Raw genomic sequence first — 24,201 nt, 5'->3', positions numbered from 1 at the left:
CTGAAGATTTATTCTGGGTATTCTATTCGAAGGTGATAAATATTTTTCAGTTTTCGTTTTAAAACTTTCTTAATGGTTTGAATTTCTTTAAATGTAATATCTGCATTTAAAAACTGACCATCTTCCATTTGTTTATCGATAATCTTCTCTACAAAATTATCGATTAATGTTGCCGTTGGTTCTTTTAAACTTTTACTTGCCGCCTCTACACTATCACTCATCATTAAGATAGCAGTTTCTTTACTAAAAGGCTCTGGTCCTGGATATTTAAAGTCTTCTAAATTTACTTTTTCATCTGTACCTTCTAGACGTGTTTTTTCTTTTTTATAGAAATAAAACACCAAACTTGTCCCGTGGTGGGTTCTAATAAAATCTATTAAGCGATCGGGTAAGTTGTGCTTTTTAGCAATTTCTATTCCGTAAACAACGTGATTAATGATAATTCTAGCACTTTCTTTAGGCTCTAACTCATCATGAGGGTTAACAGATGTGGTCTGGTTTTCGGTAAAGAATGTAGGATTAGACATTTTACCTACATCGTGATATAAAGCACCTACACGAACTAACATAGAGTTAGCTCCAATTTCATTAGCAGCTGCTTCGGCTAAATTAGCTACATTTAAACTATGGTGAAACGTACCTGGTGCTTTATTAGAGAGTTCTTTTAGTAACTTCGAGTTAGTATCAGACAACTCTAATAGTGACATATCTGAAACTAAAGAAAATAGTTTTTCATAAGCGTAAATTAAAGGCTGTACAAAAAGTGTTGCAAAACCTGCTATTAAGAATATTATAAAATTTTCATAGTTAATTTCACTCAAATCACCTTCTTGAATAATGGTAAATGAGAAATAGGCGAAAATATAAACTCCTGTAATTTGACCTACACTTACAAATAAATTTGCTCTCTTATAAAGTTCTGATACCGTTAAAATAGTAACAATCCCGCCAATTATTTGCAAAAACATGTACTCATAACTATTGGGCACGATAAAACCTAAAATAAGTACGGTAATAACGTGTGCAAATAACCCTAAACGCGCGTCAAAGAAAGCTTTAAGCGTTAGGGGTAAAATACATAGTGGAACTACATAAATGTATTTTACATTAAATTTCATGACGCCAACCGTCATTAATACAGCAAAAAGTATATTGAAAAATATAAATGTAACTTTGGTATTATTATCAAAAATTGCTGATCTATACTTTTTAATAAATAAGAATAACATGAGTAATGCTAAAGAAACCAATAGTACATATCCAAACACCACTACGTAATAACTGGAACTTGACCAAACTTTAGATTCATATTCTTTTTTTAGAGAGTTTAGTATACCTAATTTATTTCCGTCAATCACTTCTCCTCTAGCAATAATTCGAGAACCTTGGTTTACAATTCCTCGAGTATAAGAAATAGAACTGAGCTGAGATTGCAAATCTTTTTGGGTAAGCTCTTCATTCAGGTTTACATTGGGTTGAACAATATCAAAGAAAAGCTCTGTTAATTGATTTTCATAATTTTGTAATCCTGCAATTTCTATTTTACTATGTATATAAGAGCCTAAACCTTCTTGTTTGATAATACTACTGTAAACTACTTCTTCCGCTTCATTCCCTTTCTTTAGGTAAACAATTCTACTAGATTTAAGCGGTTTTATCTCTTGCAATAAACCATCTTTATATAAATCATCTAAAGTTTTACGTGTAAATTTAACTAGCTTTACTCCGTCACGATCAATTATACTATCAGAAAAAACTGAATTAATTTCAGCATCTAATGAATTGGTGACTTGTTTAGGGATATTTTCATTAAAATTATAATAAGGAGTATGCTTATTTTTAATTTCTTCTTTCTCTTTATAAACTTCATCTTCAGATTTTAAAATAGCAAAATCAAAAGGCGCATATAAATTTTCGTATTGCCAAGGTTGCCCCTTAGAGTATTCATATTTAAATTTACTCCCCTTCGGAAATAAATACACAATGATGGCGGTAGTTAATAAATAAAGAAAAACCTTATAAATTAAAGCCTGATTCTTATAAATGCTATTAACGAAGTTGCTCATAAATTTTTATTCAAAATCAAATGTAGTAAAAAGTTAAAAGCTAAGCCCTAAAGCAGTCGGTTGTTCTTCTTAAAATTATTAAATTCGTAACAAATAAAAACAAAAAATAAGAAATTATGAATAAAGAAGTAGTTATTGTAAGTGCAGCAAGAACACCTATAGGAAGTTTCTTAGGAAGTTTATCTTCTATATCGGCTACAAAATTAGGATCTGTAGCCATCAAAGGAGCTTTAGATAAAATAAATTTAAAACCAGAATTAGTACAAGAAGTATTGATGGGTAATGTAGTTCAGGCTGGAGTTGGACAAGCTCCTGCAAGACAAGCCGCATTAGGCGCTGGTATACCCGATACAGTTCCTTGCACTACCATTAATAAAGTTTGCTCTTCAGGTTTAAAAGCGGTTATGCAGGCTGCGCAGACTATCGCACTAGGTGATGCTGATATTATGGTTGCTGGCGGTATGGAAAATATGAGTTTAATACCACATTACGTTCATATGAGAAATGGGCAAAAATTTGGTGCGGCAACGATGGAAGATGGCATGCAAAAAGATGGTTTAGTAGATGCTTACGATCATAATGCTATGGGAGTCTCTGCAGACTTATGTGCAAAAGAGCATGGATTTTCAAGAGAAGAACAAGATAATTTTGCCTTAAAATCTTACGAGCGTTCTAAAAAAGCTTGGGAGGCAGGAAAATTTAACAACGAAGTAGTTCCTGTTGAAGTACCCCAACGTCGCGGAGAACCAATAATTGTAGACCAAGACGAAGAATTTAAAAATATTAAAACTGAAAAAATTCCTTCATTAAGAGCTGCATTTTCTAAAGACGGTACAGTTACAGCGGCCAACGCTTCTACCATTAACGATGGTGCAGGTGCCGTAATTCTTATGTGTAAAGAAAAAGCATTAGAATTAAATTTAACTCCATTAGCGACGATAAAAAGTTATGCAGATGCGGCACAAGAACCCAAATGGTTTACAACTGCACCTTCAAAAGCACTACCAAAAGCAATTGCAAAAGCAGGAATTACAATAGATGATATTGATTATTTCGAATTTAATGAAGCTTTTTCTGTTGTAGGCTTAGCAAATATGAAAATTTTAGGATTATCTGACACTAATGTAAATGTTAATGGCGGTGCTGTTTCTTTAGGCCACCCACTTGGTTGTTCGGGAGTTAGAATCTTAATTACATTACTTAATGTACTCCAACAAAACAACGCGAAACTAGGTGCAGCTGCAATTTGTAACGGAGGTGGTGGCGCTTCTGCGATGATAATTGAAAGAAATTGATATTTTTGCATAAAAATTAAATTAATGCATTACGGAATTTGTCAGCTTAATATTGTACCAGTACGGTTAGAACCTACCGATACCAGTGAAATGGTTTCTCAATTATTATTTGGAGAACATTTTAAAGTTTTAGAAAAAAGAAAAAAATGGAGCAAAATCCGTATTGCATTTGATGCTTATGAAGGTTGGATTGATAACAAGCAATACCTAGATCTACAAAAAAAAGATTATCTTATATTAGAATCTTCTGCTGAAGAACTTTCTATAGATTTAATAGATTTTGCTATTAACACGAAAACAAAGTCTCTTATCCCAATTTCTTTAGGATCGAAATTGAATTTTTTAAATAATTTAAACTTAGAATTTGAAGGTCAAAAAATAGTTGGCTTACAGCCAAAATCACACTTACTAGAGACGGCTTACCTATATCTAAACACTCCTTACCTATGGGGGGGCAAAAGTCCTTTTGGGATAGATTGTAGTGGCTTTACACAAATGGTTTATCGCTTAAACGGCTATCGATTATTTAGAGACGCATCTCAACAAGCAAAACAGGGTGAAGCCTTAAGTTTTATTGAAGAAAGTGAACCTGGAGATTTAGCATTTTTTGATAATGAAGAAGGAAACATTATTCATGTAGGAATTATCATGAAAGATAATTATATTATTCACGCTCATGGCGAAGTAAGAATAGATAGAATAGATCATAGTGGAATATTCAATGTGGATACCAATCAATATTCACATAACTTGAGAGTGATTAAAAAAGTAATTTAGAATTAAAAAAAGCTCCGAATTGATCGGAGCTTTTTTTTTATATTTTATGAAAATTCTAAAACTTAATTTTTCATAGCTTTATAGGTAGCTACCTTATCATCATTTCCTAATTGAGAATGAATATTAATTAAAGTTTGAATTGCATCTTGATTATTTTCATCTAACTCAACTGCTTTTTCTAAATAAGGTACCGCTTTTTCGTATAATGAAGAACGTTCTTTTTGTAATTCATCATAACGTTTAGTATCGGCCTTACTCATTCCTAAGCTATTCATTTCATCAATCATACCTTGCTCTTGCATAAGTATAGATGAGGCTAAATTAACATAAGCGCTAGTCATTTTTGGATCTACTTCAATAGCTTTCTTATAGTAAGCTACGGCTTTTTCAGGAGCTTCCATTTGTGTTGCTGTAACTCCTAAGTTATAATATAAAGAGGCATTATTAGGATCTTTTTCAAGAACTTTTTCTACAATCTCTGCATATTTATCTTTTTGATCAGCTTTATAGTAAATATCAGCTTGAGCTAACATTAAAGAAGTATCATCAGGATTTTCTTTTATCGCCGCTTCAATAGCTTTTAAACCTTTTTCAGTTTCACCTTCTTGAATATAAATTAATGCTATATTCTTTGTTATTTCTGCTTTTTTTGAAGGAATTTTCTCTTGAGATGGATCATCATAATTACCTGATTTTAAATAAAGATCTCTTTGCTTTTCATTAGCAAATCTTTCTTTTTCGCCAGTTTCTTTATTTATTGCATAATATTCAATACCAGCTCCAGAATAATTCATTTTTGCTAAAGACTCATAATACTTTAATGCAGTTTTAAAGTCTTTTCCATTAGTAGCACTAGCGGCAGCATAATACAAATGAATAGTATCTTGAGTATTTAACTCATAAGAAGTGTACAATTTTTTTGCAGACTCTTTATACTTTTCAGCATTTTGATCTGCTATAGCAGAATTTACCAAGGCATTCTTTACATCTGCTAATTTTGCAGCTGCATCTTCATTACCAAATTCTTTAGCCATTTTAAAAGCTTCACCTGCCATTTTTAAATCTGCTGCAGATTGCTTTTCTGGTTGATTACTCATATAAGCTTTTCCTTTAGCCATATAATAATCTTCTTTTATTCTATCTTTTTCACCTGCTACCTGAGTTTCCACAGAAGTTAAAATGCTTTTAGCTTCTGTGAAGTTACCTTTATCGATAGCTTTTTCTGCATTTCTAATTTCTTTTTTTTGCGCAAAAACTGTAGAACCTGCTAATAGGAAGCCTAATGCTAAAATTTTTGAATTCATTTTTTTTTGGATTTGGTTTTTAATATTTTATTCTTCTTCACCACTATTATCAAGAGCTATGCCATTTTCATTGGTTGAAGTGTCTTCATCTATGTTCACAATTACATCTTCCTCCTCATCTTCATTCATAACCTTAGCAACAGCAGCGATAGAATCATTACCTTTTAGATTGATTAGTCGAACTCCCTGCGTAGCTCTTCCCATTACCCGAAGATCTTGAACTGCGATACGAATTGCAATTCCTGATTTATTAATAATCATTAAATCATCTTGATCAGTCACAGATTTAATGGTTACTAACTCTCCTGTTTTTTCAGTTACAGAAATTGTTTTTACCCCCTTTCCTCCTCTATTGGTAATTCTATAAATTTCATCTCCAGTTTCAGGATCGTTGATATATGTACGTTTACCATAACCGTTTTCAGAAACCACAAGTACGGTTTCTTCATCTGGTTTTTCTACAGCGATCATACCTACTACTTCATCTTTATCATGGGCTAGAGTTATACCTCTTACTCCACTCGCATTTCTACCCATAGGTCTAGTTTTAGCTTCTTCAAAACGAATAGCTTTACCAGATTTTAAGGCTAGCATTACTTGGCTTTCTCCTGTAGTTAGTTTAGCAGAAATTAACTCATCACCATCTTTAATAGTAATTGCATTAATACCATTTGTTCTTGGTCGAGAATATTGCTCTAAAGAAGTTTTCTTAACCTGACCTTTTCGAGTAGCCATAATAACGTAGTGACTATTGATGTATTCTTCATCTTTTAAGTCTTGTGTACAGATAAAAGCTTTTACTTTATCTTGTGGCTCGATATTAACTAAATTTTGAATAGCTCTACCTTTAGAGGTTTTACTTCCTTCAGGAATTTCATAAACTCTCATCCAGAAACATTTACCTTCTTGGGTAAAGAAAATCATGTATTGGTGATTGGTCCCTACAAAAAGGTATTCTAAGAAATCTTCATTTCTAGTTGTTGAGGCTTTAGAACCAACTCCTCCTCTATTTTGTTTTTTATATTCTGAAAGTGATGTTCGTTTAATATAACCTGCGTGAGAAATAGAAATTACTACCTGTTCGTCAGGAATCATATCTTCAATACTTAGATCTCCACCAGCAAAATTAATAGTAGATCTACGTTCATCTCCATATTTTTCTTTTACCTCTAGCAATTCATCTTTAATGATTTGCATTCTACGTTCTTCACTGGCAAGAATTTCTTTTAGATCTTTAATGGTCTCCATCAACTCATCATATTCTACACGTAATTTATCTTGCTCAAGACCGGTAAGTTGTCTTAATCGCATTTCTACGATTGCTTTAGCTTGCAGTTCACTAAGCTCAAAACGATCGATTAATTTTTGCCTTGCTTCTTCGGTATTGCTTGATGCTCGAATTAATGCAATCACTTCATCTATATGATCTGAAGCAATAATTAATCCTTCTAAAATATGAGCGCGATCTTCTGCTTTCTTTAATTCAAACTTCGTACGTCTTACCACTACATCGTGACGATGTTCTACAAAATATTGAATCATATCTTTTAGATTCAACATTTCTGGACGCCCTTTTACTAAGGCTATATTATTTACACTGAAAGATGATTGTAAAGCGGTATGCTTATAAAGTGTATTTAAAACGATATTAGGTATTGCATCTCTTTTTAAGACATAAACGATACGCATACCGTTTCTATCTGATTCGTCTCGGATTAACGAAATACCTTCAATTTTTTTATCGTTTACCAAATCTGCAGTTTTCTTAATCATATCTGCTTTATTGACTTGGTAAGGAATTTCAGTAACAACAATACATTCTTTACCTCTTACTTCTTCCACACTCGCTTTTGCACGCATAACCACACGTCCACGACCTGTTTTAAAAGCTTCTCTAACACCATCATAACCATAAATAATACCTCCTGTCGGAAAATCGGGTGCTTTTATATGTTGTATTAACTCATCAATTTCTATATCGTTATTTTCAATGTAAGCAACAGTACCATCTATTACTTCAGATAAATTGTGCGGAGGCATATTAGTAGCCATACCTACTGCAATACCACTGGCTCCATTAACTAATAAACCAGGAATTCTAGTGGGTAATACTGAAGGTTCTTTTAAGGTATCATCAAAATTTAAGGTATGGTCTACCGTATCTTTATCAATATCGGCAAGCATATCTTCACTTATCTTTCTCATTCTCGCCTCGGTATAACGCATGGCTGCAGGGCTATCGCCATCTACAGACCCAAAGTTACCTTGACCATCTACTAACATATAACGCAAGCTCCATTCTTGAGCCATACGCACCATAGCATCATACACAGAGGTATCACCGTGTGGGTGATATTTACCTAAAACCTCACCAACAATTCTTGCTGATTTTTTATATGCTCGGTTGGAAAGTACACCTAATTCGTACATTCCAAATAATACTCTTCTATGAACTGGTTTTAAACCATCACGTACATCTGGCAGCGCACGTGACACAATGACCGACATCGAATAATCGATATAGGCCGACTTCATTTCATCTTCAATATTGATAGGAATTAACTTCTCTCCTTCAGCCATAAAACTAATTTTGGTTAAATTATATTTCTAACGGGCAATTTACGGAAATTATCAGTAATTTAAACCCCTAATGAATAACTTTACGTATATTTTATTAACAAAATTTTATTAACGCACCGTTAATAAGAAAGTTTATAAAAACTTTGATTTTAACAGATATTTTTGTCTATTAGCTTAGTGCTTGCAAACAGGCATAGTTTTTGGAAACATTACAATGTTTAATAATAAGAGGAGATTTAGAGATGGATGATAATTTTTCACCAAGAGTAAAAGATGTAATTACCTATAGTAAGGAAGAAGCTTTACGCTTAGGCCATGACTTCATTGGTACAGAACATCTTGTTCTTGGTTTACTAAGAGACGGTAGCGGAAAAGCTATAGATATACTAGATACACTAAACATAGACTTAAATCATTTAAGACGTAAAGTAGAAATACTAAGTCCTGCTAACCCCGAAAATGCAGTTATATCTAATGAAAAGAAAAATCTTCATTTAACTAGGCAAGCAGAACGTGCGTTAAAAACAACTTTTTTAGAAGCGAAACTTTTTCAGAGCTCATCAATCAATACAGCTCATTTGCTTTTATGCATTCTTAGAAATGAGAATGACCCAACCACAAAACTTTTAAATAAGTTAAAAGTAGATTATGATAACGTGAAAGATGAATTTAAATCTATGATAACACAAGATAACGATTATACAGAAAGTCCTACCGCAGAATCTTTTCCTGATGATGATACAGCATCTGGAGACACACGTAACAATCCATTTGGAGGAAGCGGGAATAGCGGTAGTACAAAAACTAACAAAAAATCTAAAACTCCAGTTTTAGATAATTTTGGTAGAGACCTTACCGCCATGGCAGACGACGGTAAATTAGACCCTGTAGTGGGGCGTGAAAAAGAAATAGAACGAGTTTCTCAAATTTTAAGTAGAAGAAAGAAAAATAACCCACTACTTATTGGTGAACCTGGTGTTGGTAAAAGTGCCATCGCCGAAGGTTTAGCTTTAAGAATTGTAAAAAGAAAAGTTAGCAGAATACTTTTTGACAAACGCGTAGTGACCTTAGATCTTGCCAGCTTAGTAGCAGGAACCAAATATCGAGGCCAGTTCGAAGAACGCATGAAAGCGGTGATGAATGAACTTGAAAAGAATGATGATATTATTCTTTTTATAGACGAAATTCATACAATCGTTGGCGCTGGCGGTGCAACCGGTAGCTTAGATGCTAGTAACATGTTTAAACCAGCACTAGCACGAGGCGAATTACAATGTATTGGAGCCACTACTCTAGACGAATACAGACAACATATAGAAAAAGATGGCGCCTTAGAAAGAAGATTTCAAAAAGTTATTATTGAGCCCACCACAGTAGATGAAACCATCGAAATTCTAAACAATATTAAAGGCAAGTACGAAAGTCACCATAATGTAAGTTACACTCCTCAGGCTATCGAAGCTTGTGTAAAATTAACTAACCGTTATATGACAGATCGTTTTTTACCAGATAAAGCTATTGATGCTTTAGATGAAGCTGGTTCTCGAGTACATATTACGAATATAGAAGTCCCTAAACGAATTTTAGATTTAGAAAAAAAACTAGAAGAAGTTAGAGAAACTAAAAACTCTGTAGTTAAGAAACAAAAATATGAAGAAGCCGCTAAACTTCGTGATGACGAAAAGAATCTTGAAAAAGAATTAGAAATCGCTCAAGAAAGATGGGAAGAAGATTCTAAACAACACAAAGAAACCGTTTCTGAAGACAGCGTTGCCGATGTAGTTTCTATGATGACAGGAATACCCGTTAACAGAATTGCACAAACAGAAAGCAATAAATTAGCCATATTACCAGAGCTTATTAAAGGTAAAGTGATTGGTCAAGACGATGCGGTAAATAAAGTTGTTAAAGCTATACAAAGAAATCGAGCTGGGCTTAAAGATCCCAACAAACCCATTGGTTCATTTATATTTTTAGGGCAAACAGGAGTCGGTAAAACTCAATTAGCTAAAATTTTAGCAAAAGAGCTGTTTGACAATGAAGATACACTCATAAGAATAGATATGAGTGAATACATGGAGAAATTTGCGATCTCAAGATTAGTAGGAGCACCTCCAGGATACGTTGGTTACGAAGAAGGCGGACAGTTAACTGAAAAAGTGAGACGTAAGCCTTATGCCGTTATTTTATTAGATGAAGTTGAAAAAGCACACCCAGATGTATTTAATATGCTTCTTCAAGTACTTGACGATGGTTATTTAACCGATAGTTTAGGTAGAAAAATAGATTTTAGAAATACCATCATTATTATGACTTCTAATATCGGAGCTCGAAAATTGAAAGATTTTGGGCAAGGAGTTGGTTTTGGAACTCAAGCTCAAAAAAGTCAGGCAGACTCTAATACGAGAGGTGTAATTGAAAATGCATTAAAAAAAGCTTTTGCTCCTGAATTTTTAAATAGAATCGACGATGTAGTCATATTTAATTCTTTAGAAAGAAAACATATTCATAAGATCATTGATATTGAATTAGAAAAACTATTTAATAGAATAAAAGATTTAGGCTACGATTTAGAATTAACAGACGAAGCTAAAGATTTTATTTCAGACAAAGGTTTTGATCAACAATATGGTGCAAGACCGCTAAAAAGAGCTATTCAGAAATATGTTGAAGATGCCTTAGCTGAAAAAATTATTACCTCTAAAATTGAAGAAGGTGATCAAGTATTAATGGATTTAGACAAAGAAAAATCAGAATTAACGATTGAAGTAAAAAAATCTAAAACTAAAACTGAAGAATCTTAATCAATTTATCTAAAATTACAAACGCCCATATTTAATAAATATGGGCGTTTTTTATGATGGTATTTTCTTTACCATCAATAATAAATGAAATATTAATTCAGAAAGAAAGAATTAATTAGCAAACAATATTTCGTGATCTATCCCAAATTGATGGATATAAAGTTTTGCTTTTGCAATTTCCACAGCCATTATTTTATCTTGCTTAACGACAGGAACCTCATCACGAAAACTCTTTACTAACTGCATAATAAAACTTGAAGATTGTAGTGGCTCACGGTAATACAAAGCCTGAGAGGCATTAAATAACTCAATTGCTAACACAGATTGTAAATTTTCTACTACTTTCACTAATTTTGTTGCTGCATTTGCGCCCATACTCACATGATCTTCTTGCCCGTTAGAAGAAACTATAGAATCTACACTTGCTGGCGTACATAATTGTTTATTTTGACTAACAATACTAGCTGCAGTATATTGCGGAATCATAAATCCGTTATTTAAACCAGGATCATCCACCAAAAACATAGGCAAACCACGTAAGCCTGAAACTAATTGATAGACTCTACGTTCAGAAATATTAGCCAATTCAGCTAAAGCGATGGCCAAATAATCCATTGCCAAAGCTAAAGGCTGACCGTGAAAATTTCCTCCAGAAATAATTCTATCTTCCTCTACAAAAATGTTAGGGTTATCAGTAACGCTATTAATTTCAGTTTTAACCGTTTGATGTACAAATCTAATCGTATCTTTTGAAGCACCATGAACCTGCGGAATACATCTAAATGAATAAGGATCTTGCACACTATCTTTTACTTTTTCTGCAATTTCACTTCCTTCTAAAAACTCCAACATGCGCTCAGCAGTTTTTACTTGCCCTCGATGAGGTCGCACATAATGAACCAGAGGATCAAACGGAGAAAGATTACAATCAAAACCTTCTACAGAAACCGCTCCAATAGCATCTGCTAAATAAGATAATTTATAAGCCTCCATTAAAGAAAATACTGCGTGAGCACTCATAAACTGCGTTCCGTTTAATAAAGCTAACCCTTCTTTTGAACGCAACTGTAAAGACTCCCAACCTTTTTGCTTTAGAATTTCTTCCGATGGATAAATTTTTCCATCTACATACACCTCTCCTTTTCCTAAAAGTGGCAAAGAAAGATGCGCTAACGGACTTAAATCTCCAGATGCTCCCAAAGAACCTTGCTCATAAACTACGGGTAAAATATCTTCATTAAAAAAATCGATCAACCTTAGAACCACCTGTTTCGTAATACCTGAATTACCGTAACTTAACGATTGTATCTTCAACAATAACATTAATTTTATTATCTTCGGATTAACTTGATCTCCTGTTCCGCAAGCGTGAGAGATTACTAAGTTTTCTTGAAGTTGAACCAAATTTTCTTTTGAGATTTTCACATTGCACAACGAGCCAAACCCTGTATTAATTCCGTAGAAAGGTTGTTGTGAAGCATCCATTTTTTCATCGAGATAATTTCTAGCCTTATCTATATTCACCTTTGCTTCATCACTTAAAGCTAATAATTTACGTTCTTCCAAAATCTGCTGAATTTGAGGCAGATCTAAAACATCTCGACTTATATAATGGGTTTCTCTCATCTCTTTAAACAATTGTTAATATTCTGCATCAAAATTGAAGATATCTTATAAATTATACAAGCTTTTTTTGATGTATTAAGTATTAATTAAATAAACTTTTAAATGCTTTTCCTAAATGCTGAATTATATCTTCGGCTATTAAAGCTTCAAACCCTATTTTCTCAGCTGCCAAGTCACCTGCTTTTCCGTGTAGATAAACTCCAAAAACTGCGGCTATTGCAGAATCATAACCTTGTGCTACCAAACCAGCAATAATTCCTGATAAAGTATCTCCGCTTCCTGCAGTTGCCATTCCGGGGTTTCCTGTAGAATTTACATACATATGTTTTTCTGCAATAGTAATAGTATAAGCACCTTTAATGACTAAAATAACTTGATAGGTTGAAGAAAAGTTTTTGGCTTTTTGAAGTTTATCAAAATCATCCTCCCAATCTCCCAACAATCTTTTTAACTCTCCCGGATGTGGTGTGAGAATAGATTTTTCAGGTAAAAGTTTTAATAAATCTTTATGTTCAGCAAGAATATTTATCCCATCAGCATCAATAAGTAAAGGAGCGCTCCGCTGCTGTAAAAGTTCTTGTAAGTAATTTTTAGTAGCCTTTTTATTGCCAGCTCCAATCCCAAAACAAATACTTTCTGGCTGAAAATCAATTTCAGTAGTTTCTAAAAAATTTTCATTTTCAGTAGTAATCACCATTGCTTCTGGCGCACCTAATTGCAAAATATTATAACCACATTTTGGTATTAAAGCACTTACCTTACCTGCTCCAACTCTAAGCGCAGCTTTGGTAGCTAACAAAACACTTCCTATTTTTCCATAACTTCCTCCAGCAATTATACAATGCCCAAAAGTACCTTTGTGCGAAAACTTTGATCTAGGCTGATAAAAACGTTTTGCTTCTTGTTGCTGAATTAAAATTGCTTCGGCACTAGATTTTGAAATAAAATTTTGATCTAAACCAATATCTGCTATTTCTACTCTTCCTGCAAATTCAGCCGTTTCAGGTAAGAAAAAAACCAATTTAGGCACTTGAAAAGTAACTGTAGTATCTGCTTTTATAATAGCTTTTTTATCTTTAGGTGATTGATCTAGGTATAATCCTGAAGGCACATCTACCGAAACCACATAATTTTTGGAATTATTAATGTGCTGAATCAATTCTTTCACCCAAGCATCTGCAGGCCTATTTAGTCCAATTCCGAAAATAGCATCAATCACAATTTCGCCAGTATTTAATTTGGGTAAATCAGAGGTTGAATTAATAAACTCAGGCCAAAAATCATTTTCCTTTAAACGTTTTAAATTCAATAAAAAATCATCCGAGCGTTTATCACTAAAATTTACAATATAAACCTCTACGTCATAGCCATCATTCAATAATAAACGCGCTAAAGCTAAACCGTCTCCTCCATTATTTCCTATTCCGCAAAAAAGATTGATTTTAGGCTGATTTTCCTGTAATTGGGTTTTTAACCAACCAAAAAGTTGAATTGCAGCCCGCTCCATCAATTCATCACTTTTAATATTTTGTTCTTTTATTGTGAATTCATCAGTTTCTTTTAATTTTTCTTTGTTAAAAATTTTCATTATTAAAAATATATTTAAAAAATTATTAAAATATCAATTATTTAAAACTACTTGTTTAATCTTTTTAAAAATAATACATTTGAGATACAATCACTTCGATGACCTATAGCAATAACATATCTTTAATACTTACCAGAACTTCTATTTCTGGCATTATTGCTATTTCTACCATTACCCCGTTTGGGGTATAAATAATTCATATCGTCTTAGGTTATATTGGTTTGTATCTACAAAAACCATCCTTTTATTCATTTCATTTAAAATAAAACATATGAAAGTTCTCAAATTTGGAGGAACTTCTGTTGCGAACACAGAAAATATTCAACTCGTTAAAAATATAGTTCAGCAAGAAGCTGCTCATCATAAATTATGTGTCGTTGTTTCGGCACTTGGCGGGGTTACTGATTTATTATTAGACTCAGCATTTTTAGCCAGTCAACAACAAGAAACTTACCAGAAAACCTTCAATTTAATTGAAAAAAAACACTTAGAAGTCGTTAAAAAACTCATCCCTATTCAACAACAAAGCACTGTCATGAGTTTTTTAAAACAAGAATTAAACACCTTAGAAACCTTATTAGATGGCGCTTTCTTAATAGGCGAAACGACTCCCAAATTATTAGATAAGGTTTTAGGATATGGGGAATTACTTTCTTCTAAAATTATTCATAGCTATTTTACTGCGGAAGGAATATCTTGTAGCTACAAAGACAGTCGGCAACTTATCAAAACGAATACACAATTTGGAAAAGCTTTAGTAGACTTTGAGCTTACTCAACAAAATTTAACCCAACAGTTAAAAGAAAAAGCAAATCAAGTATCTCTTTTTCCTGGTTTTGTAGCCTCTTCGGTTTCAGGAGACTCTACAACTTTAGGGCGTGGTGGTTCAGATTACACCGCGGCCATTCTTGCTGCCGCTTTAAATGCCGAAGTATTAGAGATTTGGACAGACGTAAGCGGAATGTTTACCGCTAACCCTAAATTGGTAAAACAAGCCATTGCTATTGAAGAAATATCTTACCAAGAAGCTATGGAACTTTCGCATTTTGGAGCTAAAGTAATTTACCCGCCTACCATTCAGCCTGTTTTAGAAAAAGAAATTCCTATTCATATTAAAAATACTTTTTTACCAAAAGAAAAAGGAACCGTAATCACCAAAAACACCAATGGTAAAAACCGACCTGTACGCGGCATTAGTCATATTGAAAATATTTCCTTGCTTTCACTTGAGGGACCAGGAATGGTTGGTATTCCTGGTATTTCTAAACGCTTTTTTGAAGTGCTTTCTGTCAATAACATTAGCGTTGTACTCATTACCCAAGCTTCATCTGAACATAGCATTTGCATAGCTGTTGACAGTAAAGATGCTGTTAAAGCCAAAGAAATGCTCGATCAATCTTTTGCTTACGAGATTTCTTTAAAACGTATTCATCCGGTTTTTGTAGAAAATGACCAAGCAATTATTGCTTTAGTTGGAGATAATATGAAAAACCATCAAGGTTTAAGCGGAAAAATGTTTAGTGCTTTAGGAAAAAACAATGTGAATATTAGAGTGATTGCACAAGGAGCCTCAGAACGAAATATTTCTGCAGTCATTAAAAAAGAAGATGTCAAAAAAGCATTAAATACCTTACACGAACGCTTTTTTGAAGAAAACGTAAAACAACTTAATCTTTTTGTGATGGGTGTTGGTAATGTTGGTGCTAAGTTTTTAAATCAAATTCAGCAACAAAAGAAATTTTTAAAAGAAAATTTAAAGCTAAACGTGCGCATAATTGCACTTTCTAACTCAAGAAAGATGTATTTTCAAGAAGGCGGAATCTCTCTTCAAAAATGGGAAGAAAGTTTAAGTCAGGGTGAAAAAGCAGACAAGCAATTATTTTTTGAAAAGATTAAAAAAATAAATTTACGCAACAGTATTTTCGTAGATAACACCGCTAACAAGCTTATTGCTGACACTTATGCTCAGTATTTAAAAAACAGTATTTCGGTAGTTACTTGTAATAAAATTGCGAGTTCTTCTGCTTATGAAAATTACGCCGAATTAAAACAATTATCAAGAGATTATAACGCTCCGTTTTTATTTGAAACTAATGTTGGTGCAGGTTTACCCATTATTGATACGCTTAAAAATCTAATTGCATCGGGTGATAAAATCACAAAAATCCAAGCCGTACTTTCCGGAAGCTTAAATTTTGTATTCAATAATTTTGACGAAGATCGCGAATTTGTAAACGTTGTAAAACAAGCGCAAGCCGAAGGCTATACAGAACCAGACCCTAAAATTGATTTAAGCGGAATTGATGTCATGCGAAAAATACTCATTCTCGCACGTGAAAGTGGATATCAACTCGAATTAGATCATATTCAAAATAAATCTTTTTTACCCGAAGAATGTTTGAAAACTAAAAACGCAGAAGATTTTTTTAAAAGTTTAGAAACTCACAAAGCACATTTTAATCAATTATTTGAAAGCGCTCAACAAAACAATAGTCGACTCAAATATGTAGCACAATTTGATAACGGAAAAGCAAGCGTAGGATTAGAAGAAATACCTGCAGCACACCCATTTTATAATTTAGACGGAAAAGACAACATCGTTTTATTTTATACCGAAAGATATGTAGACCAACCGTTAATTATAAAAGGCGCTGGCGCTGGCGCAGAAGTAACTGCATCGGGTATTTTCGCAGATATTATAAGAATAGGTAATTATTAAACTATGGAAGAAATTAAACTATTTTGCCCTGCCACCATTGCCAATGTATCATGTGGTTTTGATGTACTCGGACTCTGTTTAACGCAACCTGGCGACGAAATGATAATTCGAAAATCATCTACACCTGGTATTCAAATTACTAAAATTGGAGGTCATAATTTACCTTTAGCAACAGAAAAAAATGTTGCTGGTGTTGCAGGTTTAGCCCTATTGAATAACCTAAAAGAACTAAAAGCAGGATTTGAAATTGAAATCTATAAACACATAAAACCCGGCAGCGGTATTGGCAGTAGTGCCGCTAGTGCCGCAGGAGCTGTTTTTGGTATTAATCAATTACTCGGCGAACCTTTTTCAACAAAAGATTTGATTCCTTTTGCAATGCAAGGCGAACTTTTAGCAAGTGGTGCTTTGCACGCCGACAATGTTGCTCCTGCTTTGTTGGGTGGCTTCACCTTAGTAAGAAGTTATGAGCCTTTAGATGTAATTAAACTTCCAGTTCCAGATCAATTAATGGCTACAGTAATTCATCCGCAGCTAGAAGTGAAAACTGCAGACGCACGCTCGGTATTAAAACATTCAGTTTCATTAAAAAGTGCGATTACCCAATGGGGAAATTTAGGCGGTTTAATTAGTGCTTTATATACGAGTGATTATAATTTGTTAGCCAGGTGTTTACACGATGAAATTATAGAACCTTTACGTAGCGTACTTATACCCGGTTTTGATGAAGTAAAAAAAACAGCCTTAGCTCACGGAGCCTTAGGCAGTGGCATATCCGGTTCTGGACCTTCTATTTTTGCACTTAGCAAAGACAAAGAAACTGCTCAAAAAATAGCTTCTGCGATGGCTGAAGTGTATCAAAAATTTGAAGTTGATTACGATATACACGTTTCAAAAATTAACGGAGATGGAATTAAAATTTTGTAAAGTCTAAGATTGAAAAAATTATTATGCTGAATTTAATTCAACATAACAACAAATAGAAATTAATTATAATTCCTGGAAATATATTCTGGGTAACAAAAAGATTAAACACCTAAACAAAATGAATTATTTCAGTTTAAACCATAAAGCTGCCAATGTAAATTTCGAACAAGCTACTATCAATGGAATTGCACCCGATAAAGGCTTGTACTTTCCCGAAAAACTTATTCCGCTAGAACAGTCATTTTTTGAAAATATAGAGAAAATGAGCAATACACAGATTGCTTATGAAGTAATTCGGCAATTTATAGCTACCTCAATTCCTGAACAAGAATTAAGCAATATTATTGAGGAAACACTAAATTTTGAATTTCCGTTGGTAAAAATCGAAGAAGACACCTATGCTTTAGAACTCTTTCACGGACCAACTATGGCTTTTAAAGACGTTGGCGCTCGTTTTATGGCTCGTTGTTTAAGGTATTTCAATAGAAGTAAAAAAGATGAAAAAATTAAAGTTCTTGTGGCTACTTCTGGAGATACTGGTGGTGCAGTAGCCAATGGTTTTTTAAGAGTAAAAGGAGTTGAAGTGATTATTTTATACCCCAGCGGAAAAGTTTCTACCATTCAAGAGAAACAACTTACTACACTAGGGCAAAACATTATCGCTTTAGAAGTAGACGGTACTTTTGATGATTGTCAAGCCATGGTTAAGCAAGCTTTTTTAGATGAAGATTTAAAAGAGTTAAACTTAACATCTGCTAATTCTATTAACATTGCGCGTTGGTTACCACAAATGTTTTATTTTTTCTTTGCTTACCGTGATTTAAAACACTTGAATAAGAATATGGTATTCTCTGTACCAAGCGGGAATTTTGGGAATATTTGCGCCGGTATGCTCGCTAAAAAATTAGGTTTACCAATAGAGTTTTTTATCGCTTCAACTAATATTAATGACACCGTTGCTCTGTTTTTAAAATCGGGAGCTTACCAAGCTAAACCATCTACTGCAACTATTTCTAATGCAATGGATGTAGGAGATCCTAGCAATTTTGTAAGAATACAACAACTTTATAATAACGAAATTGAAACTTTAAAAAAAGACTTTTCGTCGTATAGTTTCACAGATGAAGAAACCAAAAATGCAATGAAAAAAATATATTCTACCGCTAATTATATCTCAGATCCACATGGCGCAGTTGGTTATTTAGGTTGGCAGAAAACAAAAGAAAAATTTCCTAATAGCATCGGAGTCTTTTTAGAAACAGCACATCCAGTAAAATTCTTAGATACTGTTGAAGAAACACTTCAAACTAAAATTGAAATTCCGCAGCAAATTAAAGCTGTAATCGACAAAAAGAAGAGAAGTTTAAACATTAAAAACTACAAAGAGTTAAAAGCCTTTTTAACGTTAGGTTAAAGCTAATTAATATGAATTTAAGAATGGATAGTCTATAAAGTGGTAAATTTATGCTTCAATAAGAAACAATAAATTTGTAATTATGAAAGATCAAGTAATGATAATAACCGGTGCAGCGATGGGACTAGGCTATGCCGCTGCAGAAGCCTTAGCCAAAAAAGGTGCAAAATTAGTTTTAGTAGATTATAACGAAAAAGCTTTAAAAGAAGCTGAAGAAAAACTAAAGTCTACTTATCAAGTAGAAATTTTAAGCGTAACAGCAGATGTTTCTAAAGAAGAGCAAGTAAAAAATTATGTAGAAGAAACGGTCACAAAATTTGGTAAAATTGATGGTTTCTATAACAATGCGGGTATTGAAGGTAAACAAGCAGGACTTACCGACTACGATTTAGATATTTTCAAAAAAGTAATTGATATAAACTTAATGGGAGTTTATTATGGTATGCGTTACGTAATCCCTGTTATGCAAAAGCAAAAATTTGGTAGAATTGTAAATGTAGCTTCTGTTGGGGGAATTCGCGGAGTTGTAAATCAGACTCCATACGTGGCGAGTAAGCATGCCGTTTCTGGGATGACAAAAAATGCCGGACTTGAATATGGTAAAGATGGTATTTTAACCAATGCTATTGCTCCAGGAGCTATTTTAACTCCGATGGTAGCTGAAGCCTTTAAGCAAGTAAACCCAGACGATCCTAAAGTTGCAGAAGCAGAATATGCTAAAAGAAATCCTACCAAAGCATTAGGTGACCCAAAAGATGTTGGGAGTTTAGTCGCTTTTCTTTTAAGTAAAGAAAATGGTTATGTAAACGGACAGACCATCGCTATTGATGGTGGCGAATCTAATATGTACGGAAACCCAGAATAATTAAAATAAGTTTAAAGTATAGAAAATAGCCTAAAAATATCTTTAGGCTATTTTTTATGGATAATTTTATAAAAACAGCAAAAATTGAATTTTATTTTAAAACTTCTTATCGCTACTTGCTATTTTTTGATAATTTTGCGGAAAATTAAAACTAAGCATTTATGAAGAATACACAGCTCACTCATATACATGAAGAACTTGGTGCTAAAATGGTTCCGTTTGCAGGTTATAATATGCCAGTTTCTTACGAAGGTGTAAACATTGAACACGAAACAGTTAGAAAAAAAATTGGTGTTTTTGATGTATCTCATATGGGAGAGTTTTTGGTTTCTGGGCCCAATGCCTTAGAACTCATTCAGAAAGTCTCTTCAAACGATGCTGCTAAGCTTATTGATGGTAAAGCACAATATACATGTATGCCAAATGCAGATGGCGGTATTGTAGATGATTTGATTATCTACAGAATGAACGAAGAAAAGTATTTATTAGTGGTAAATGCATCTAATATCGATAAAGACTGGAATTGGATTGCAGAACACAATACAATGAATGCCGATATGAAAGATGTTTCAGATGAATATTCTTTATTAGCCATTCAAGGACCAAAAGCGGTAGAAGCAATGCAAGCACTAACCGAAATTAATCTAAGTGAAATTAAATTCTACAACTTTGAAATTGGAGAATTTGCTGGTGCAGCTCATACCATTATTTCTGCAACTGGCTATACAGGAAGTGGCGGTTTTGAAATTTATGTAAAAAATGAATTTGCAGAAAAAGTTTGGAAAAAAGTATTTGAAGCAGGAGAAGAATTCGGAATCAAACCTATTGGTTTAGCCGCTCGTGATACCCTTCGATTAGAAATGGGATTCTGTTTATACGGTAATGATATTGATGATACCACCTCTCCTATTGAAGCTGGATTAGGATGGATTACCAAGTTCACGAAAGATTTTGTGAACTGTCAAAATATTAAACAAGAAAAACAAGAAGGTCCAAAACGTAAATTAGTAGGTTTTGAATTAACTGAGCGTGGCATTCCTCGTAAAGATTATGTAATTGAAGATGCTGAAGGAAATGAAATAGGAATTGTAACCTCGGGAACACAATCTCCATCAACAGGAAAAGCAATTGGTTTAGGTTATGTAAAAACCGAATTCAGTAAAATAGAAACTGAAATTTTTATTCAAATTAGAAAAAAATCGATTCCTGCAAAAGTGGTAAAACCACCATTTTATAAAAGATAAAATTTTCAAAATAAGCATTAACTAGTGTTAAAAGCATTCTTAAATTGCTTTAGACACTAGTTTTTGATTTTTAGCCTTTATTCTAAAATCCAAAGTTTATTAAAAATTCGAAAAAAATATTAATTTTAGGCGGAAGTGGCTTTCTTGGAAACGCACTTTATAAAGAGCTACTCCCCTATTTTAATGTTCATGCTACCTATAGAACTGGAAACGATTTTTTTGATAAAAATAAAAAGTTTTATCAATGGGATACTGAAACCGAATCTTTAGAAATTTTATTGAAAAGCTTAAAACCAGATTTGATTATATCTGCGCTACGAGGCGAATTTGAAGCTCAAATTTATGCGCATTTTGAAGCCATTAATCATATTCTTACTCATGATTGCAAGCTTATATTTCTTTCATCGGCCAATGTTTTTGATGCTTTCACCAATTATCCATCTTACGAATATGATAAAACATTATCATTAAGCGTTTATGGGAAATTCAAAATAAAAATTGAAAATGCCCTACTAAGATTACCTAACGAAAAATATGTGATCGCCCGATTACCGATGGTTTACGGCTCCAATTCTCCAAGAATTGAAGAGCTTAAAATACTTTATGATTTAAATGAAGCGATTGAAGTTTTCCCAAACGTAGTGACTAATGCTACGAGTATCGCTAAATTCACCCAACAATTGCACTACATTATTAACCGCAATTTAAATGGAGTATTTCACTTAGGCAGTACAGATTTAGTTCATCACAGTGACCTTATTGATGATATTTGCAAAGAGTTGAAATTACAAGATCCGTTATTTAAAAGCGTTTATAATACTAATGAAGATCGTTTTTTAGCCTTATTGCCTAAAGATAATTTACTGCCAAAAAACCTTCAACTTACCATTCACGATGTGGTAAAAGATTCTATAAAAAACTGATGTTAAGTTTGTACTAAATTTAGATTTAAAGATAGAATTAACTTATGATTTTTAATAACTTAAAAAAAAACATGTCTAAATTAAGCGAAACAGAAATAAATAAACGATTAGAAAAATTAGAAGGTTGGCAATTTGAACAAAATTCTATTCAGACTAAATTTGAGTTTGAAAATTTTAAAGAAACCTTCAGCATTATGACGCGAATTGCTTTTGAAGCTGAAGCGCAACAACATCACCCAGAATGGACTAACGTTTTTAACACGTTAAGTATTTCACTTTCTACACATGATGCAGGTGGTGTTACTGAAAAAGACTTTAAAATGGCTGAAACTATTGAAAAACTCATTCAGACCTCTTAAATAAAATTGTTTTTATGCTAAAAAGTTAGTTATTTAGCTAAATGCAAAAAATCACTGTTTTATTCTTCTTCATTTTTGGAGCTGTGTTTTCAACGTACAGTCAAGAAAATAAAGATTTTTGTAATGAATTAGAAGCAATTTCTAAAATAATTGTCTCATAAGAATAAATGTGTTCAAAAAAGCAGAGTAACTTCAGCTAGATTGTTATTTTAAAAAATTAAACGGATAATAAACGTGTAAATAATCTTAATTAAATTTACAATACTAATTTAAAAAACACACTATTTTATCTAACTAATTAATATTAGTACTAAAAACTATTTAGATAGGCATATACCCAACGATTAAGGTCTTTTTTGTAAATTTGTGCAGATTTTTAAAATTTGAAAAATGGGAAGAGCTTTTGAATTCCGCAAAGCCAGAAAAATGAAAAGGTGGGCAGCGATGTCTAAGGCCTTTACAAGAATAGGAAAAGATATTGTTATGGCCGTTAAAGAAGGCGGTCCAGATCCAGATGCTAATGCACGCTTAAGAGCTGTTATACAGAATGCTAAATCTGTGAACATGCCTAAAGACAATATAGAACGTGCTATTAAAAGAGCTAGTGATAAAAGTCAAGGTGATTATAAAGAAGTGCTTTTTGAAGGCTATGCTCCGCACGGGATTGCTATTTTAGTAGAAACTGCTACCGATAACAATACAAGAACTGTAGCTAATATTAGGTCTTACTTTAATAAATGTAACGGAAACTTAGGAACTTCGGGGTCTGTTGAATTTATGTTTGACCATACCTGCAATTTCCGAATTAACGGAGAAGGGATCGATGCTGAAGAATTAGAATTAGAATTTATAGACTTTGGCGCAGAAGAAGTGTTTGATGATGAAGACGGAATTTTAATCTACGCCCCATTTGAAAGTTTTGGAGCTATTCAAAAAGAATTAGAAGATAGAAACTTAGAAATTCTTTCTTCTGGTTTTGAAAGAATACCTACAACAACTAAGAAACTTTCAGAAGAAGAAGCGGCAGATGTAGAGAAATTAATAGAAAAAATAGAAGAAGATGATGATGTACAAAATGTATATCACACGATGGAAGAATAATATTTTTTCAACTATAAAAAAAAAGGAGCTGTAATTTAACAGCTCCTTTTTTTATAAACAATAAAGAAATAATTAAGCTATTTCGTTAAAAATAGAATGCATTAAACGTTTCTTATCATTTAAACTTTCTTCCATAGAAATCATGGTTTCTGTACGGTAAACACCTTCAATATCATCTAATAAAAAGATAATTTGTTTTGCGTGTTCTGTGTTTTTAGCTCTCACCTTACAGAAAACATTAAATTTTCCAGTAGTTACGTGTGCTACAGTTACAAAAGGAATTTCATTTATTCGCTCTAATACAAATTTTGTTTGAGAGGTTTTGTTTAAATAAACTCCTACGTATGCGATAAATGCATATCCTAATTTTTTGTAATCTAAGGTTAATGAAGAACCAATAATAATTCCCGCTTCTTCCATTTTCTTGACCCTCACATGCACGGTTCCTGCAGAGATACTAAGTTTTTTAGCGATATCTGTAAAAGGAGTTCTAGTGTTATCTATTAAGATATCTAGAATGTGATGGTCAACTTCGTCTAATCTAAATCTTGCCATTTTGATAATTTATTGTATTCGTCCAATTTCAATCCACAAAATTAAAACAAAATT

General features: G+C 33.0%; 17 protein-coding genes. 11 read left to right on the top strand and 6 right to left on the bottom strand.

From position 1 onward, the window contains the following. Positions 1–8: 8 nt before the first annotated feature. Entirely contained in the window at positions 9–2,066 is a 2,058-nt protein-coding gene (locus KW502_RS02740) for an HD family phosphohydrolase (RefSeq protein WP_219038999.1), read from the bottom strand. A gap of 116 nt (positions 2,067–2,182) precedes the next feature. On the opposite strand from KW502_RS02740, the gene KW502_RS02735 reads away from it, so the two are divergent. Next, positions 2,183–3,361: an acetyl-CoA C-acyltransferase gene (locus KW502_RS02735; protein WP_219038998.1), complete on the top strand. Its 1,179-nt coding sequence runs from the start codon at positions 2,183–2,185 to the stop codon at positions 3,359–3,361. 24 nt (positions 3,362–3,385) lie between these two features. Next, positions 3,386–4,138 carry a C40 family peptidase gene (locus tag KW502_RS02730; protein WP_219038997.1) on the top strand — a complete coding sequence of 251 codons (753 nt, stop codon included), beginning with the start codon at positions 3,386–3,388 and terminating at the stop codon, positions 4,136–4,138. Positions 4,139–4,200: 62 nt separating this feature from the next. Here KW502_RS02730 and KW502_RS02725 read toward each other — a convergent pair whose 3' ends face one another. Together KW502_RS02725 and gyrA are read right to left on the bottom strand one after the other, a co-directional pair. Further along, positions 4,201–5,442 (bottom strand): tetratricopeptide repeat protein, encoded by a 1,242-nt coding sequence (locus KW502_RS02725; protein ID WP_219038996.1) that lies wholly within the window; start codon positions 5,440–5,442, stop codon positions 4,201–4,203. Positions 5,443–5,469: 27 nt separating this feature from the next. After that, on the bottom strand, positions 5,470–8,022 hold the full coding sequence (gyrA, locus tag KW502_RS02720) for a DNA gyrase subunit A (RefSeq protein ID WP_219038995.1): 2,553 nt from the start codon (positions 8,020–8,022) through the stop codon (positions 5,470–5,472). A gap of 242 nt (positions 8,023–8,264) precedes the next feature. Between gyrA and KW502_RS02715 the strand changes: the two genes are divergently transcribed. Next, entirely contained in the window at positions 8,265–10,826 is a 2,562-nt protein-coding gene (locus KW502_RS02715; protein ID WP_219039095.1) for an ATP-dependent Clp protease ATP-binding subunit, read from the top strand. A 111-nt stretch (positions 10,827–10,937) separates the two neighbouring features. Here the strand turns inward: KW502_RS02715 and hutH are convergent, their stop codons facing one another. Both hutH and KW502_RS02705 read right to left on the bottom strand, forming a co-directional pair. Then, the gene (gene hutH / locus KW502_RS02710) at positions 10,938–12,452 is read right to left on the bottom strand and encodes a histidine ammonia-lyase (RefSeq protein ID WP_219038994.1); all 1,515 of its coding nucleotides are present in this window, start codon (positions 12,450–12,452) and stop codon (positions 10,938–10,940) included. Positions 12,453–12,534: 82 nt separating this feature from the next. After that, positions 12,535–14,040, bottom strand: coding sequence for an NAD(P)H-hydrate dehydratase (locus tag KW502_RS02705; protein WP_219038993.1), 1,506 nt, complete (start codon positions 14,038–14,040; stop codon positions 12,535–12,537). Between the two features lie 271 nt (positions 14,041–14,311). Here KW502_RS02705 and thrA point away from each other — a divergent pair, with 271 nt between their 5' ends. The 8 genes from thrA (at position 14,312) to KW502_RS02665 (ending at position 23,592) form a co-directional block, all read left to right on the top strand. Further along, positions 14,312–16,759, top strand: coding sequence for a bifunctional aspartate kinase/homoserine dehydrogenase I (thrA, locus tag KW502_RS02700; protein WP_219038992.1), 2,448 nt, complete (start codon positions 14,312–14,314; stop codon positions 16,757–16,759). Between the two features lie 3 nt (positions 16,760–16,762). Then, positions 16,763–17,686 carry a homoserine kinase gene (locus KW502_RS02695; RefSeq protein WP_219038991.1) on the top strand — a complete coding sequence of 308 codons (924 nt, stop codon included), beginning with the start codon at positions 16,763–16,765 and terminating at the stop codon, positions 17,684–17,686. 118 nt (positions 17,687–17,804) lie between these two features. After that, positions 17,805–19,100, top strand: a complete 1,296-nt coding sequence (gene thrC, locus KW502_RS02690; protein WP_219038990.1) for a threonine synthase — start codon at positions 17,805–17,807, stop codon at positions 19,098–19,100. Between the two features lie 82 nt (positions 19,101–19,182). Beyond that, on the top strand, positions 19,183–19,965 hold the full coding sequence (locus KW502_RS02685; protein ID WP_219038989.1) for an SDR family oxidoreductase: 783 nt from the start codon (positions 19,183–19,185) through the stop codon (positions 19,963–19,965). A 161-nt stretch (positions 19,966–20,126) separates the two neighbouring features. After that, positions 20,127–21,209, top strand: coding sequence for a glycine cleavage system aminomethyltransferase GcvT (gene gcvT, locus KW502_RS02680; RefSeq protein ID WP_219038988.1), 1,083 nt, complete (start codon positions 20,127–20,129; stop codon positions 21,207–21,209). Between the two features lie 98 nt (positions 21,210–21,307). Beyond that, the gene (locus KW502_RS02675) at positions 21,308–22,132 is read left to right on the top strand and encodes a sugar nucleotide-binding protein (protein ID WP_219039094.1); all 825 of its coding nucleotides are present in this window, start codon (positions 21,308–21,310) and stop codon (positions 22,130–22,132) included. Between the two features lie 71 nt (positions 22,133–22,203). Beyond that, positions 22,204–22,491: a 4a-hydroxytetrahydrobiopterin dehydratase gene (locus tag KW502_RS02670; RefSeq protein WP_219038987.1), complete on the top strand. Its 288-nt coding sequence runs from the start codon at positions 22,204–22,206 to the stop codon at positions 22,489–22,491. Positions 22,492–22,881: 390 nt separating this feature from the next. Further along, positions 22,882–23,592, top strand: coding sequence for a YebC/PmpR family DNA-binding transcriptional regulator (locus KW502_RS02665; RefSeq protein WP_219038986.1), 711 nt, complete (start codon positions 22,882–22,884; stop codon positions 23,590–23,592). Between the two features lie 72 nt (positions 23,593–23,664). On the opposite strand, the gene KW502_RS02660 is transcribed toward KW502_RS02665, so the two are convergent. Next, complete coding sequence (locus tag KW502_RS02660; protein WP_219038985.1) at positions 23,665–24,147, bottom strand: Lrp/AsnC family transcriptional regulator; 483 nt, start codon at positions 24,145–24,147, stop codon at positions 23,665–23,667. Positions 24,148–24,201: the final 54 nt, after the last annotated feature.

Source organism: Mesonia aestuariivivens (genome assembly GCF_019311235.1).
Classification (GTDB): Bacteria; Bacteroidota; Bacteroidia; order Flavobacteriales; family Flavobacteriaceae; genus Mesonia; species Mesonia aestuariivivens.
The sequence above is the reverse complement of the archived record's forward strand: the minus strand, read 5'-3'. Positions and strand labels throughout refer to the sequence as shown.

What these genes read in the sequence shown, in the direction of transcription:
- KW502_RS02740 (WP_219038999.1), bottom strand. Translation starts at nt 2,066, where the DNA reads ATGAGCAACTTCGTTAATAGCATTTATAAGAATCAGGCTTTAATTTAT.
- KW502_RS02735 (WP_219038998.1), top strand. Translation starts at nt 2,183, where the DNA reads ATGAATAAAGAAGTAGTTATTGTAAGTGCAGCAAGAACACCTATAGGA.
- KW502_RS02730 (WP_219038997.1), top strand. Translation starts at nt 3,386, where the DNA reads ATGCATTACGGAATTTGTCAGCTTAATATTGTACCAGTACGGTTAGAA.
- KW502_RS02725 (WP_219038996.1), bottom strand. Translation starts at nt 5,442, where the DNA reads ATGAATTCAAAAATTTTAGCATTAGGCTTCCTATTAGCAGGTTCTACA.
- gyrA (WP_219038995.1), bottom strand. Translation starts at nt 8,022, where the DNA reads ATGGCTGAAGGAGAGAAGTTAATTCCTATCAATATTGAAGATGAAATG.
- KW502_RS02715 (WP_219039095.1), top strand. Translation starts at nt 8,265, where the DNA reads ATGGATGATAATTTTTCACCAAGAGTAAAAGATGTAATTACCTATAGT.
- hutH (WP_219038994.1), bottom strand. Translation starts at nt 12,452, where the DNA reads ATGAGAGAAACCCATTATATAAGTCGAGATGTTTTAGATCTGCCTCAA.
- KW502_RS02705 (WP_219038993.1), bottom strand. Translation starts at nt 14,040, where the DNA reads ATGAAAATTTTTAACAAAGAAAAATTAAAAGAAACTGATGAATTCACA.
- thrA (WP_219038992.1), top strand. Translation starts at nt 14,312, where the DNA reads ATGAAAGTTCTCAAATTTGGAGGAACTTCTGTTGCGAACACAGAAAAT.
- KW502_RS02695 (WP_219038991.1), top strand. Translation starts at nt 16,763, where the DNA reads ATGGAAGAAATTAAACTATTTTGCCCTGCCACCATTGCCAATGTATCA.
- thrC (WP_219038990.1), top strand. Translation starts at nt 17,805, where the DNA reads ATGAATTATTTCAGTTTAAACCATAAAGCTGCCAATGTAAATTTCGAA.
- KW502_RS02685 (WP_219038989.1), top strand. Translation starts at nt 19,183, where the DNA reads ATGAAAGATCAAGTAATGATAATAACCGGTGCAGCGATGGGACTAGGC.
- gcvT (WP_219038988.1), top strand. Translation starts at nt 20,127, where the DNA reads ATGAAGAATACACAGCTCACTCATATACATGAAGAACTTGGTGCTAAA.
- KW502_RS02670 (WP_219038987.1), top strand. Translation starts at nt 22,204, where the DNA reads ATGTCTAAATTAAGCGAAACAGAAATAAATAAACGATTAGAAAAATTA.
- KW502_RS02665 (WP_219038986.1), top strand. Translation starts at nt 22,882, where the DNA reads ATGGGAAGAGCTTTTGAATTCCGCAAAGCCAGAAAAATGAAAAGGTGG.
- KW502_RS02660 (WP_219038985.1), bottom strand. Translation starts at nt 24,147, where the DNA reads ATGGCAAGATTTAGATTAGACGAAGTTGACCATCACATTCTAGATATC.